General features: G+C 48.8%; 14 protein-coding genes. 12 read left to right on the forward strand and 2 right to left on the reverse strand.

The window, feature by feature from the left end; translation table 11 throughout:
- The first annotated feature begins 284 nt into the window (after nucleotides 1-284).
- From mutL to DXT99_RS00935, 5 genes are all read left to right on the forward strand, one after another.
- On the forward strand, nucleotides 285-2,138 hold the full coding sequence (mutL, locus tag DXT99_RS00915) for a DNA mismatch repair endonuclease MutL (protein WP_115563628.1): 1,854 nt from the start codon (nucleotides 285-287) through the stop codon (nucleotides 2,136-2,138).
- 210 nt (nucleotides 2,139-2,348) lie between these two features.
- The gene (locus DXT99_RS00920; protein WP_115563629.1) at nucleotides 2,349-3,131 is read left to right on the forward strand and encodes a rhomboid family intramembrane serine protease; all 783 of its coding nucleotides are present in this window, start codon (nucleotides 2,349-2,351) and stop codon (nucleotides 3,129-3,131) included.
- Nucleotides 3,132-3,137: 6 nt separating this feature from the next.
- Complete coding sequence (locus tag DXT99_RS00925) at nucleotides 3,138-4,052, forward strand: rhomboid family intramembrane serine protease (protein ID WP_115563630.1); 915 nt, start codon at nucleotides 3,138-3,140, stop codon at nucleotides 4,050-4,052.
- Nucleotides 4,053-4,069: 17 nt separating this feature from the next.
- The gene (locus DXT99_RS00930) at nucleotides 4,070-4,411 is read left to right on the forward strand and encodes a SusC/RagA family TonB-linked outer membrane protein (protein WP_115563631.1); all 342 of its coding nucleotides are present in this window, start codon (nucleotides 4,070-4,072) and stop codon (nucleotides 4,409-4,411) included.
- A gap of 10 nt (nucleotides 4,412-4,421) precedes the next feature.
- Entirely contained in the window at nucleotides 4,422-4,916 is a 495-nt protein-coding gene (locus DXT99_RS00935; RefSeq protein WP_115563632.1) for a barstar family protein, read from the forward strand.
- Between the two features lie 183 nt (nucleotides 4,917-5,099).
- On the opposite strand, the gene mdh is transcribed toward DXT99_RS00935, so the two are convergent.
- Both mdh and tilS read right to left on the reverse strand, forming a co-directional pair.
- Nucleotides 5,100-6,038, reverse strand: coding sequence for a malate dehydrogenase (mdh, locus tag DXT99_RS00940; protein ID WP_115563633.1), 939 nt, complete (start codon nucleotides 6,036-6,038; stop codon nucleotides 5,100-5,102).
- 257 nt (nucleotides 6,039-6,295) lie between these two features.
- Entirely contained in the window at nucleotides 6,296-7,627 is a 1,332-nt protein-coding gene (gene tilS, locus DXT99_RS00945; protein WP_115563634.1) for a tRNA lysidine(34) synthetase TilS, read from the reverse strand.
- A 133-nt stretch (nucleotides 7,628-7,760) separates the two neighbouring features.
- On the opposite strand from tilS, the gene DXT99_RS00950 reads away from it, so the two are divergent.
- The 7 genes from DXT99_RS00950 to DXT99_RS00980 all read left to right on the forward strand — a co-directional run bounded on the left by DXT99_RS00950 (nucleotide 7,761) and on the right by DXT99_RS00980 (nucleotide 13,055).
- A complete protein-coding gene (locus tag DXT99_RS00950; RefSeq protein ID WP_115563635.1) occupies nucleotides 7,761-9,386 on the forward strand; it encodes an OstA-like protein in 1,626 nt (541 codons plus the stop codon).
- Between the two features lie 77 nt (nucleotides 9,387-9,463).
- The gene (locus tag DXT99_RS00955) at nucleotides 9,464-10,294 is read left to right on the forward strand and encodes an outer membrane protein assembly factor BamD (RefSeq protein WP_115563636.1); all 831 of its coding nucleotides are present in this window, start codon (nucleotides 9,464-9,466) and stop codon (nucleotides 10,292-10,294) included.
- Nucleotides 10,295-10,305: 11 nt separating this feature from the next.
- Nucleotides 10,306-10,638, forward strand: coding sequence for a DNA-directed RNA polymerase subunit omega (locus DXT99_RS00960; protein ID WP_115563637.1), 333 nt, complete (start codon nucleotides 10,306-10,308; stop codon nucleotides 10,636-10,638).
- A 9-nt stretch (nucleotides 10,639-10,647) separates the two neighbouring features.
- Nucleotides 10,648-11,208, forward strand: a complete 561-nt coding sequence (locus DXT99_RS27830) for a flavoprotein (protein ID WP_115563638.1) — start codon at nucleotides 10,648-10,650, stop codon at nucleotides 11,206-11,208.
- A complete protein-coding gene (coaBC, locus tag DXT99_RS27835) occupies nucleotides 11,189-11,851 on the forward strand; it encodes a bifunctional phosphopantothenoylcysteine decarboxylase/phosphopantothenate--cysteine ligase CoaBC (protein WP_115563788.1) in 663 nt (220 codons plus the stop codon). Before DXT99_RS27830 ends, coaBC begins: the two co-directional genes overlap by 20 nt.
- Complete coding sequence (gene porD, locus DXT99_RS00975) at nucleotides 11,844-12,749, forward strand: type IX secretion system protein PorD (protein WP_115563639.1); 906 nt, start codon at nucleotides 11,844-11,846, stop codon at nucleotides 12,747-12,749. The genes coaBC and porD overlap by 8 nt, the downstream gene beginning before the upstream one ends.
- Nucleotides 12,750-12,824: 75 nt before the next feature.
- On the forward strand, nucleotides 12,825-13,055 hold the full coding sequence (locus DXT99_RS00980) for a hypothetical protein (RefSeq protein WP_115563640.1): 231 nt from the start codon (nucleotides 12,825-12,827) through the stop codon (nucleotides 13,053-13,055).
- Nucleotides 13,056-13,152: the final 97 nt, after the last annotated feature.

Consider the following 13,152-nt stretch of genomic DNA (forward strand, 5'->3'; position numbering starts at 1 on the left):
CTGTATGCGAACGTGGCCTCAAAGAGTAGCTTCATATGCTAACGCCACTAGCCCCTGCATTAATACATGCACCTTTGCTATATATATTTAGACGAAAATAAAAGCAAATCGTTAGCTGTTATTCCTGCCTATTTTTTTAATCGGTCTCTAATTTAATAATAAATTTGATTCCGAATAAGTTCTGTTTTTACATATTTAGTAAGAGCAATAATTCTGCCGCAAATGCCTGAATTGGCTGATAAAGCGAGAAAATAATATATATCAATAAGGAGTTAAAGAACCGGATGCCCGACATCATACATTTACTGCCTGATTTCCTTGCCAACCAGATTGCTGCCGGTGAAGTGGTGCAACGCCCTGCCTCGGTGGTGAAGGAACTGCTGGAGAATGCCGTGGATGCCAAAGCGACCAGCATTCAGGTAATTGTGAAGGAGGCAGGCAAACAATTAGTACAGGTGGTGGATAATGGCATCGGTATGTCAGAGACAGACGCCCGGATGTGTTTTGAGCGCCATGCCACCTCCAAAATCGCCACCACCGAAGACCTTTTCCGTATCCGGACGATGGGTTTCCGGGGTGAGGCCATGGCCTCTATCGGGGCGGTGGCACAGGTAGAGCTCAAAACAAAGCCACAAGGCGCCGAAGCCGGGACAAAACTGCTGGTCGAAGGGTCAACGGTGGTGTTGCAGGAGCCGGCCGCTGTGCCCGGAGGAACCTCCATTGCAGTAAAGAACCTGTTTTACAATGTGCCGGCTCGTCGCAATTTCCTGAAGACCAACGCGGTGGAGATGCGCCATATCCTGGACGAGTTTCAGCGGGTGGCGCTGGCCTATCCGGAGGTAACTTTCACCCTGCACCATAACGATACAGAGGTGTTTAACCTGCCTGCCGGCAAACTGAGCCAACGTATTGTAAGTATTTTCGGCAGCAACTATAAAGAGCAGATGGCTTACTGCGAGGAAGATACCACCTTCCTGACGGTGAGGGGGTATATCGGCAAACCGGAGCACGCGAAGAAAACACGCGGCGAGCAGTTCTTTTTTGTGAACAACCGCTTTGTAAAGAGCGGCTACCTGAACCATGCCGTGATGACGGCCTTTGAGGGCCTGGTGCCGAAAGAGAACCATCCGTTCTATGTGCTGTTTATTGAGCTGGACCCGGAGAAGATCGATATCAATGTGCATCCTACTAAAACCGAAATCAAGTTTGAGGACGAGAAAACGGTGTATGCCATTGTGCATGCCGCTGTAAAAAAAGCCCTGGGTGCTTATAATATCGCTCCGTCGCTGGATTTTGAGGGTGATGTGAATTTTGCCCCGCTGCAGCCAATACGTGTGCAGGGTGGCTACAATGAGTTTGACCCGGATAATAAACCCAGAAGCGGCGGAAGCACAGCTTTCCCCGGCTTTACGCCTCCTGCTTCTTCCAGAAGGGCAACCTCCAAAGGCTGGGAGCAACTGTATGAACCCATGCGGGAGCAACCGTTGGAGGATGAAGGTACTACATCAGCTTCCTCTGGAATGGGCTTGCTGGACGATGCCTTCGCAGCAACGGACATACCGGCCGCTTCCTCAAACAAAGCCATCCAGATACACCAGAAGTACTTGCTGGTGCAGGTAAAGTCTGGGGTGATGATCATAGACCAGCAGGCGGCGCAGGAGCGTATCCTGTACGAGAAGTATATGGCCTCGCTGCAAAAGAAAACAGGTGCCTCGCAGGCGCTGCTGTTTCCGCAGACGGTGCAGCTTTCTCCGGCGGATGCCACCCTGATGCATGAACTGGCAGCGGAATTTAAAGATATGGGCTTCCTGTTCGAGGATTTTGGCGGAAACACCATCATCCTGAATGGTATACCTGCCGATGTGCATGCTGTAAATGAAAAGGAGCTGCTGGAGGAATTAATTGAGCAATATAAAAACAACCTGACCTCCTTGAAGCTTGATAAACGGGAGAACCTGGCCCGGGCCATGGCAAAACGCCTCGCCTCCAGGTCTCTTTCCCGAATGTCGGACCTTGAGATGAATTCTCTCGTAGATAAACTTTTTGCGTGCCAGGTGCCGAATTATGCCCCGGGAGGGCAGAAGACACTGGTTATCATGCAGCTTGGCCAGTTGCATGATCTTTTCATGAAAGGCTGAATTTAATTGCATGATTGTTGATGACAAAATTGTTATTTTGGATAGCCAGAATAGGTTAAGAGAAGGTCTGAATTTTATGCTGGAGGCGCTATTTGCAGCAGTGAGAATAAAATTCAGACCTCCTGCAGAATCTCCGAATCTATATTTCGAACAGGTACCGGCTTTAGGTTATGACTGAGGCAGGATTTATACTTCTAAAAGAAAATTCGCATGTTTAATATTACCCCAATGGTCAGGAATCTCCTGATCATTAATGTGGTTGTTTACTTATTGCAACTTAGTGGCGTAATCAGTATCGAAACTTTCGCGTTACATTACTTTGGCTCTGATTATTTCCGTCCCATCCAGCTGTTTTCGCATATGTTTATGCATGGCGGCTGGGGACACCTTTTCAGCAACATGTTCAGCTTGTTTATTTTCGGACCCATGCTGGAGCGTTTCTGGGGGCCACAGCGGTTTCTGGCCTTCTACCTGATAACAGGTTTGGGAGCCAGCCTTTTATACTCAGGAGTGCGTGGTTACGAACTAAACCAGTTGGAGGAGGAAACAGTGAGCTATATTGCTAACCCGGACCCCAACCGCTTTTATAACTATATGGAGGATCATTTTTCTGGTGGTTATGAGCAGGGGTTTGCTGTAGAATACCGGCGCAATCCCGATAACGAGTCTTATATAGAAGAAAGCAAGCAGGCCGTACGTTATGTGTTCAGCCGTATGTACAACAGCCCGATGCTGGGGGCCTCAGGCGCTGTTTTCGGGATATTGATGGCCTTTGGCCTGCTGTTCCCGAACCTGGAGTTGATGCTGCTGTTTCTGCCTATACCTATAAAAGCGAAATACTTTGTGCTGTTTTACGGCGCTTACGAATTATATACTGGCTTTAACCGGACACCGGGTGATAACGTAGCACACTTTGCGCACCTTGGAGGTATGCTGTTCGCGTATATACTTGTAAAGATGTGGCAGCGAAACGATTATCAGGATAATTTCTAAAAAACAATGAGCATCCTTGAAGATATAAAGTACAATTTCCGTCAGTCCAGCAACACATTGAAGCAGCTTATTCTGATCAACGTGATTGTGTTTGTGGTGCTGATTGTATTGCGTACGATCTTGGTTTTAACAGGCGGATCAGGGGTATACGACCTGATAATGCGCTACCTGGCGCTTAATTCTTATCCGCTCACCTTCATAACCCGTCCTTGGACGCTGATTACCTATTTCTTTACGCATGAGGGTTTTCTGCACATCATCTTTAACATGCTGAACCTGTACTGGTTCGGGCAGATAGTGCGCGAGTACCTGGGTGAGAAAAAGCTGCTCAGCCTGTATGTGCTGGGAGGTTTAGCGGGAGGTATTCTGTACCTGCTCTGCTACAACTTTATACCTTATTTTGCTGATCGCGCCGCCTATTCTATGATGATAGGTGCCTCGGCAAGTGTTCTGGCCGTTGTGGTAGGAGCTGCTGTTCTGCTGCCTAACTATGCCTTTAACCTGATTCTGATAGGCCCTATCAAGATAAAGTATATCGCTGCTTTCCTGGTGCTGTTGTCTATCTCCGGTGCCGTTGGCGACAATGCTGGTGGTAACATTGCCCACATCGGGGGAGCTATTCTGGGTTGGGCGTTTATTAAGCAACTGCAACGTGGTAATGACATGGGTCGGCCGATACATGCTGTTATTGGCTTCTTCTCTGGCTTGTTCAAACGCAGGCCGAACCTGAAGGTAACACACCGCCGTTCAACAACAGCCTCTTCTACTCCCACAAACGGGAGCAAGTCCGCTTTTGGCCAGCCGGGCAAGCCCAGCCAGAACGAGATTGACCGTATCCTGGATAAGATATCCAGCTCCGGCTACGAAAGCCTGTCGAAAGATGAGAAGCAGAAGCTCTTCCAGGCAAGCCAGAAAGATTAAGCTCAGCAATTTAACTGATGAAATACTTCCTGTCTACCATTGCCTTTTTTCTTGTACTGTCGCTTCATGGCTATGGGCAAAGTGCCGATAGTTCTAAGGCCGTGACAATCCGTTTGTACTGCGCACAAGGGTTGGCTCCGAAAAGCCAGCCGCTTTATGTGTTGCAGGATGTAAAGGAGGAAATTACCCTGACGCAGCCACAACTTAAAATCGTTGATACGGATTGGATTGACCGGATTGAGGTTCTGAAAGAGACTGAAGCCGTTGACAAATATGGTGCTGCAGGTAAAAGCGGAGTGGTCATCATCACTTTAAAAGACAGTAAACTGCAGCAGGTGAAAGAGCGCCTGGAAATTTAAGACCTATTTTATGCCTGTTTTCCAAAACACACCCGAAGAATGGCAGCGGCTGGACTGGTCTATCCTGCAGAACGGCTACACCTGCCTTTACTCCCGTCCGGAGTTCCTGATCATAGACATCAGTTGGTTCCGGAAAGAGCGCTATAGAGTAATGGAGTTCGACTGCTCCAGGTGGGCAGAAGAGCAGAAAATGCATGACGAACTGAAACAGAAACTGAGGTTCCCGGATACTTACGCAAGTAATTTTGGTGCTTTAAAAGAAAGCTTAAAGGAGATTACTGTAACCGGCAAAGGCATGGTGCTGGTGCTGCACCACTTCGACACAGTTGAGAAAGAAACGGCTCAGATTTTACTTGATATTTTATCCAAAGCCTCGCAATGGCACCTGCTGTTAGGAGAGAGGCTGCTGACCCTGCTGCAGGTAGACGACCCGCAGATAACCTATGAACCAGTAGGAGCAAGGCCTATAGCCTGGAACCCGCATGAGTGGCTAGATATACCTTAATAATGCTAACAAAAGCCTTTTGGACAAAAGACAAAAGTGTAGGATTGTTGAAAGATGCTATATTATCCTGATCCATGGTCTCTTCCAATATAATCATTGAACCATAAACCTGTTCAAACTAAAACAGCAGCGGCGCTCCCCGAAGAGAGCGCCGCTGCTGTTTTAGTTTGAAGAAAAGAATGCTTAAGCGTTGGCAGACATTTTGTCCAGCGCGTCCATCACTTCTTTCACGTGTCCGCGGGATTCCTCCAGCAGTTGCTTCTCCTCGTCGTTCAGTTGCAGCTCAATCACTTTCTCGATACCGTTCTTGCCCAGGATTACCGGAACGCCCAGGTATACGCCATCAATGCCGTACTCGCCTTCCAGTTTCACACACACAGGGAATACACGGCGCTGGTCACGCACAATGGCTTCCACCATTTGGGCAGCTGCTGAGCCCGGAGCATACCAGGCAGAGGTACCCATCAGTTTCACCAGTTCACCGCCACCTGTTTTGGTGCGCTCTATAATAGCGTTCAGTTTGTCTTCTTCAATCAGCTCTGTTACCGGAATACCACCCACCGTAGTATAGCGCGGAAGCGGCACCATTGTATCGCCGTGGCCACCCATCAGCACTGCCTGTATATCTTTCGGAGAAACATTCAGCGCCTCAGCAAGGAAAGCCCTGTAGCGGGCAGTGTCCAGGATACCAGCCATACCCATTACTTTGGTGCGAGGCAGTTTAGACGTAAGGTGCGCCTGGTACGTCATCACGTCCAGTGGGTTAGACACTACAATGATGATGGCGTTTGGTGAGTGCTTTACAACATTCTCCGTTACAGACTTCACGATGCCCGCGTTGGTCGAAATAAGGTCATCGCGGCTCATGCCCGGTTTTCTTGGCAAGCCGGACGTAATTACCACTACATCAGAATCGGCGGTGCGGGAGTAATCGTTTGTTACACCAACAGTGCGGGTGTCATATAAGTTAATAGGTGATTTTTGCCAGATATCAAGCGCTTTGCCCTCAGCAAAGCCTTCTTTGATGTCTACTAAAACTACTTCATTTGCGATTTCGCGGTAAGCCAGCACATCGGCGCATGTTGCCCCAACGTTACCTGCTCCAACTACAGTTACTTTCATTTCAGATATGTTTTATTTTGGTTTGAGATTCGGTTACTTCTGTAAATCTAAGAAAATCCAAGTATTAACAAGCGGCAATCTGCTTTTTCGTATCAGGTATCACTTTTCATATCAGGCACCACGAAGCACGTAGCACGACAAAATTTTGAAGCGCATGAAGTGCTAAAGGAGCAACTGTATCAACCCTTCTATCATAGTGCGTAAAGCTTACCTAGGAAGTCGTGCTACTTGATACGTGTATCGAGTTACGAAAAAAGTTACGGTTTACGCTGCATCGTAATTTCTACTACCTTCTGCGTTTTGTCTGTTACTTTATAGCGGTTGTCAGGCCGGATACCTGCAACCCAGGCAATGGATTGCTCAGATACTAATACCAGTGTTTGTGGCTTAAGGTTAGCCGGTACTTTTTTATCTATCAGCAAATCACTGATTTTCTTTTTCCCGTTCATGCCCAGCGGCACAAACCAGTCGCCTTCCTGCCATGCGCGCAACTTTAAAGGGAATTTCAGCTGGTCCACATCAAGGGCTGCTACGTGCGGCTTGGTGATCAATTTATAGTTAGCGGCATCTGCATACCGAATGCTGAAGCTCATGTTGCCAGCCTCCACAGTCGTGTCGCCCTCTGCTATCATTATACTCCCAAAGCTGCTGATGTTCTTGGGGGTAATCACCAACTGGTCGCGGTCTTTAACGAGGGTGTGGGTGGGGGAGTCAAACTGTTTGCCTGAGATGCCCTCCAGTGCCTCCACCAGTTCCAGCACCACGCTATAGCTGAAGTTGTAGGGGCGCAGCAGCTCGTGCAGCACCACTGGCAGGCCTGTTGCCTGTTGTAAGGGCTGCAGCGCGACATATACAGCTTCTTCCGCTTCTTTTACACATTGCTGGCGCAGTTGGTCTATGTAAAGGGCCACAATGGCCTCAGCATGGCTCACCCGCTCAGCAGTGTGCTGCATGGTTTCTTCCAGGCTGGGGTTTATTTCCTTGAGTACCGGAATTACATCATGCCTGATTTTGTTGCGCTGGTACTTGGTGGTTTCATTCGAGCTGTCTTCGCGCCAGATAAGTTTGTTGCTGGTTACAAATTCATAGATGTCGTCTTTGGTGACCGGCAGCAGCGGACGGATGATATAGCCGTTCTTTGCGGGAATGCCATGCAGCCCCGCAATACCGGTGCCCTTGGTCAGGTGCAGCAATATGGTTTCGGTTGTATCGTTGCTATGGTGGGCTGTCGCGATGTAGTCATAGCCCTCTTCCTGCCTGACGGTCTCGAACCACTGGTAGCGCAGGGTGCGGGCTGCCATTTGTGTGGATAGCTTCTCCTGCTGGGCAAAGGCGCGGGTATTAAAATTCTCTGTGAAAAAGGGGATATCATACTTTTTGGCCAGCTTTTTGACAAATAGCTGATCAGCCTCGGCATCCTCGGCACGTAAGCCGAAGTTGCAGTGGGCAATAGCAAAGGTGTACTTCAGCTGGTGCAGCACTTCGCAGAGCACCACTGAGTCGATACCACCGCTAACGGCAGCTAATATTCTGCTCTCAGGCTGGCAGAGCTGATGGGATTGTATGAAACCTGAAACTTTCTGTAGCATAAAGCAGCGACTGGTAAATTTTTTCTAATTTTGAAATCAATAGGATGAAGAAAGATGACATGATAAAGGATGAAAGATTTGTTCTTCTCCAACGTCCTTTAACTTGCGTCTTTATATCTTTTGTATAAACTAAATGAATAGCACAAAACTACTGTTTTCCCTTGTCTTTACCCTGATGACCTTAACGGTTTTCGGGCAGCAGCGGCCACAGCCACAGCAAGGGCAGGCAGAGAAAGTACAGTTACAAGGAGCTGATGACCTGATAGGCGGTACTTTTAATCGCCGCGAAATCGTGAAGCTTATCGGCAATGTGAAGTTTAAGCAGAACGACGCCTTGCTGTATGCCGACTCTGTGTACCAGTACCGTGACGACACCAATATGCTGGAGGCCTTTGGCAATGTCCGCATTAATCAGGCTGATACAGTTACCCTGACAGGTAACCACATGGTGTATAATGGCACAAACCGAACTGCTAAGATGACCGGCAACGTGGTGATGCGCGACCCGCGCATGACCCTGACCACGCCCAGCCTGGACTACGACCTGAATACTAAAACCGCTGTGTATACCGAGGGCGGTGTTATTGTGGATCCGGAGAACCGGCTGGAAAGCCGCAGAGGCTCTTACGACCTGAACAACAAGTTGTATACCTTCCAGGAGAACGTGAAGGTGACCACCAAAGACTATAATATCACCTCCGAAAATATGAAGTATAACACCCTTACAAAAGTGGTGTTCTTTCAGGGGCCAACAATTATTAAAGGGCAGCAGGGGGATCTGTATGCCGAAGAAGGCAATTACAACACACTCACCAAGATTTCTAATTTCGGGCGCAATGCCTATATCCTGACGCCTGAATACCGATTGGGCGGAGACAAACTGTTCTACGACCAGAACACGGGGTATGGATACGCAGAGCAAAATGTAACTTTGCGGTCGCTGAAGGACGATGTGACGATATACGGCCAGGTGGGCCGCTACTGGCGCGAGAAAGGAGAAGCCAAGGTGTACGGAAACCCGGTGATGGAAACTTTCCTGGACCAGGATACTCTCTACCTGTCAGCAGACACGCTTTACTCCCGCGAGGCGAAGGATGCGAAGGCGGCCAGTATGATCTTCGCCTACCCGAACGTAAAAATCTTTAAGTCTGACCTGCAGGGAAAGGCTGATTCGCTGAGTTATAACCGCACCGACTCTTTGATGCACCTGAACATAGCGCCGGTGCTCTGGAGCGACGAGAGCCAGCTGGTATCAGATACTATCCACATGGAGCTGCGCAACAAGACCATCGACAGGATGTACATGTACAGCAATGCCTTTATCTCCTCAGAAGACTCGCTGAAGAACTACAACCAGGTAAAAGGCCGCGACATGACGGCCTATTTTCAGGATGGCAAGATAAAGCGGGTGAATGTAAACGGAAACGGGGAAAGCCTGTACTATGCTTTGCAGGGCGACACCCTGATGACGGGGATGAACAAAGCCATCTGCAGCGATATGGTCTTGAAGTTCGCTGAAAATAAACTGAAGACAATTTCGTTTCTGGTGCAGCCAGATGCCAACTTTGTGCCGCCGCATGAACTAAAGGAAGAAGATAAAACATTAGCGGGCTTTACTTGGATGGCAGAGCTGCGACCCACGAAGCAGGAGGTAACGGCAAAGCGCGCTGTAGTGGTAAAGCCCCCGGAAATACCGAAGCAGCAGGCTCCTACAGCACAGGCAGCCGGTAAAAATAAAGCGGCTAAGAAGAAGAAATAGGGTATTGATTCATTTACCCGACCTATCTTAAATTCATTTTTGTAAATCATACTGATATTTTATAATTTTGCCTGTTCATGAATAAAGGCTTTTTAAATACCGTTACACTTTTTTGCCTGTTACTGCTTATCAGTGGCTGCAGCAATTTTCAGAAACTTCTGAAGAGTAACGACGTCACAAAGAAATACCAGGCAGCCCTCGAGTATTACGAGAAGGAGGAGTACTATCGTGCCTCTCAGTTGCTAGACCAGGTTACACCGTTGTTAGCTGGTACGGGGGAGTCAGAGAAAGCCCTGTTTTATCAGGCGCAATCGCATTTTAAGCAGAGCAACTACATCCTGAGTGATGCCTACTTTCGCAATTTTTATACAACTTACCCGCGAAGCCCTTTAGCAGAGGAGGCAATGTATATGCAGGCGCAGTCGCTGTATCAGCAGTCGCCAAGTTACCAGGAAGACCAGACGCCGACGATAACCGCTATCATGGCTTTCGAGGAGTTTGTTACGCGCTATCCTGACAGCGAGAATGTGCCGGAGGCTAACAGTAGAATTGAACAACTCTACTTAAAGCTTGACAGGAAAGAGTTTAACCAGGCGCGTTTGTATTACCAGTTGCGTTACTGGCACTCTGCTGTGGTGGCTTTCAATAATTTCCAGCGGGAGCATGCTTCTTCTCCTTACAGCGAGGAGGCGGCTTTCTTAAAGCTTGAGTCACAGTACCGCTATGCTATGGAAAGTGTGGCAAGCAAGCAGGAAGAGCGCTTCGACGAGGCAATAGACTATTTTCAGAGTTTCGTGGATCAGTATCCTGACAGCAGGTTTAAGCGTAATGCGGAGCAGTTCTACGAGCAGGCAAGAAGCGAACTCGAAAGAATCAGAAAGAATACGAACAATCAAGCGAATCTATAAAGAATATACATATGGCATCAGTTCCATCATCTATCGTTACCCGCAACATGGCCGACTTTGCAGCGCAAACCGGCAACGTATACATGTCTGTGGCAGTGATTTCCAAAAGAGCAAACCAGATTTCTGTGAAGCTGAAGGAGGAGTTAAACTCTAAGCTGGCTGAATTCGCTACTACTGTAGATAACTTGGAGGAAGTTTTCGAGAACCGCGAGCAAATCGAAATCTCTAAGTACTATGAGCGCCTTCCGAAGCCTACCAACCTGGCAGTAGAGGAGTTCCTGGAGAAGAAGGTTTACGTAAGAAACCCGAGCGACGAGGAAACACAGGAGGACATCAACCTGTAATACAGGCGTATGCTGCAGGGCAAAAAGATTATATTGGGAGTTTGCGGAAGTATTGCAGCCTACAAGGCAGCGCTGCTTGTCCGCCAACTCATAAAAGCAGAAGCAGAAGTACAAGTCATCCTGACTGCTTCTGCTTCTGAGTTTATAACCCCTCTCACACTGGCTACCCTCTCTAAACGGCCCGTGCTCAGCCATTTTGTGAAAGACGAAACAGGCACCTGGAACAACCACGTGGACCTCGGGCTCTGGGCTGATGCCCTGGTGGTAGCCCCGGCAAGTGCCAACACAGTGGCCAAGTTCGCCAACGGCTTCTGTGATAACCTCCTTTCTGCCACCTATCTCTCGGCACGCTGCCCTGTATTTGTTGCCCCCGCCATGGATTTGGATATGTACCGGCACCCGGCAGTGCAGGCTAATTTCACAAAGCTGCAGGGCTACGGCAACCGCATTATAGAGGCAGGTTACGGCGAGCTGGCAAGTGGCCTGGTAGGGCAGGGGCGTATGGCGGAGCCGGAAGAAATTGTACAAGTACTTCAGAACTTCTTTGGAGGTGAATCAAGAATCGTTTAAAGGCAAAACAGTACTCTTAACGGCCGGGCCGACACAAGAGCCTATAGATCCCGTTCGCTTTATAGGAAACCACTCTACAGGTAAAATGGGCTATGCCCTGGCTGAATGTTTTGCACAGCGCGGGGCTACCGTGCAACTGGTGGCAGGGCCCACTAACCTCCATGCCCACCATGCTAACATTACCGTTACAAACGTGACAACGGCCGACGAAATGTATGCCGCTGTGCTGGAACATGCCGATGCGGCTGATATCCTGATATTCGCCGCTGCCGTGGCCGATTACAAGCCAAAAGTAACCGCAGAGAAAAAAATCAAGAAATCAGGGAACGAGCTGACGATTGAACTGGTTAAGAACGTTGATATAGCAGCGGCGCTGGGACAGCGTAAAAAGCCGGGGCAGTTTTCGGTGGGCTTTGCCCTCGAAACTCACAATGAGAATACAAACGCCCGCGAAAAGCTGCATAAAAAAAATCTGGATATGATTGTGCTGAACTCCCTGAACGATGCGGGGGCAGGTTTCAGGCACGATACAAATAAAATAACTGTTATTGAACAGGAAGCCACCACCGCCTTTGAGCTGAAGCCGAAGAGCGAAGTGGCACAGGATATTGTAAACCTCATCTGGGACAGGCTACATGGTTAAAAAAGTATTTGTGATGCTGCTGCTGTTTTGCACGGCCTGGACTGCCAGGGCGCAGGAACTGCAGTGTGATGTAGTAGTGAACAGCGAGCAGGTACAATACACCGACCGGCAGCTATTCTCGGATATGCAAACCAGCATCTTTGAGTTCATGAACAACCGCCGCTGGACAGACCAACCTTACCAGCCGGACGAGCGCATTAAATGCAGGTTGCTGATCAACCTCACAGCCATGCCGGAGATTGGAACCTTCCAGGCCAATGTGCAGGTGGTGTCGCTGCGGCCAACGTATGGCACCGGCTATGAGACAGTTCTTTTCTCGTTCATCGACAAAGACTGGACTTTTCAGTTTAACACCGCTCAACCACTTGACTTCTCTGAAAACAACTATACCTCTAACCTTTCCTCCATGCTGGCTTTCTATGCCTACATGATAGTGGGAATGGATAACGACAGCTTTGGCCGCCTGGGTGGCGCACCCGCCTTCGACAGGGCGAGGAACGTACTGAACATTGCTGCCTCACAAGGAGCCGGATATGTAGGCTGGAAAGCCTTCGACGGCAACCGGAACCGCTATTGGCTGATCGACAACCTGCAGGACCCGCAGTTTCTGCCTTACCGCGAGGGCATGTACAAGATGCATCGGCAAGGGCTGGACATTATGGCGCAGGACCCTGAAAAGGCACGGACCACAATGCTTGGTTTCTTAGCAGACCTGCAGCGCCTGCAGCAGCAAAAGCCAAACGCCGCTGTGCTGCGCGCTTTCTTCGATGCGAAGTCTGATGAACTGGTGAATATGTTTAAAACGGCCGCGCCTGTCCAGAAGCAGCAGGCTTTCACTGTCTTATCGCAGGTAGACCCCACCAACAATACGAAATACGAGATTTTGCTAAAACGCTAAAATTTTTAGAATTTCGCTAAAACAGCGTATCTTCACGCACCCGGCAGCAAAGTCGGGTTTATACCTATATCCCCTATGGGCAAGCGGCAGGAACGCATTTTCAGGAATGACATAAAGAACCGTATTCAGGAGCTGTTGGTGCGGCAAACAGTGCAGGTGGTGCTGCGCAGTAAAGTAGTTATGAACGGCGACATCACAAAGCTGACGGACGAAGAACTTCACCTGAAGGACCATCGCTTTGGAAAGCATAAAGTGGCTATCGGTGAGATTGAAGAAATCATCTACGACATAGAAGCGCCATATTGATAGCGGAAGTGTTCGCTTTAGCCCTGTACTTAAAGCACCTGCTCCCCATAATTTTATCTTGTATTTCAATAGAATTTCCGAACTTTAGCATAGGCAA

It is taken from the genome of Pontibacter diazotrophicus (assembly GCF_003367245.1).
Taxonomy (GTDB): domain Bacteria; phylum Bacteroidota; class Bacteroidia; order Cytophagales; family Hymenobacteraceae; genus Pontibacter; species Pontibacter diazotrophicus.

What these genes read in the sequence shown, in the direction of transcription:
- DXT99_RS00930 (WP_115563631.1), top strand. Translation starts at nt 4,070, where the DNA reads ATGAAATACTTCCTGTCTACCATTGCCTTTTTTCTTGTACTGTCGCTT.
- DXT99_RS00955 (WP_115563636.1), top strand. Translation starts at nt 9,464, where the DNA reads ATGAATAAAGGCTTTTTAAATACCGTTACACTTTTTTGCCTGTTACTG.
- DXT99_RS00950 (WP_115563635.1), top strand. Translation starts at nt 7,761, where the DNA reads ATGAATAGCACAAAACTACTGTTTTCCCTTGTCTTTACCCTGATGACC.
- DXT99_RS00920 (WP_115563629.1), top strand. Translation starts at nt 2,349, where the DNA reads ATGTTTAATATTACCCCAATGGTCAGGAATCTCCTGATCATTAATGTG.
- mdh (WP_115563633.1), bottom strand. Translation starts at nt 6,038, where the DNA reads ATGAAAGTAACTGTAGTTGGAGCAGGTAACGTTGGGGCAACATGCGCC.
- DXT99_RS00925 (WP_115563630.1), top strand. Translation starts at nt 3,138, where the DNA reads ATGAGCATCCTTGAAGATATAAAGTACAATTTCCGTCAGTCCAGCAAC.
- tilS (WP_115563634.1), bottom strand. Translation starts at nt 7,627, where the DNA reads ATGCTACAGAAAGTTTCAGGTTTCATACAATCCCATCAGCTCTGCCAG.
- DXT99_RS00960 (WP_115563637.1), top strand. Translation starts at nt 10,306, where the DNA reads ATGGCATCAGTTCCATCATCTATCGTTACCCGCAACATGGCCGACTTT.
- mutL (WP_115563628.1), top strand. Translation starts at nt 285, where the DNA reads ATGCCCGACATCATACATTTACTGCCTGATTTCCTTGCCAACCAGATT.
- DXT99_RS00980 (WP_115563640.1), top strand. Translation starts at nt 12,825, where the DNA reads ATGGGCAAGCGGCAGGAACGCATTTTCAGGAATGACATAAAGAACCGT.
- DXT99_RS27830 (WP_115563638.1), top strand. Translation starts at nt 10,648, where the DNA reads ATGCTGCAGGGCAAAAAGATTATATTGGGAGTTTGCGGAAGTATTGCA.
- porD (WP_115563639.1), top strand. Translation starts at nt 11,844, where the DNA reads ATGGTTAAAAAAGTATTTGTGATGCTGCTGCTGTTTTGCACGGCCTGG.
- DXT99_RS00935 (WP_115563632.1), top strand. Translation starts at nt 4,422, where the DNA reads ATGCCTGTTTTCCAAAACACACCCGAAGAATGGCAGCGGCTGGACTGG.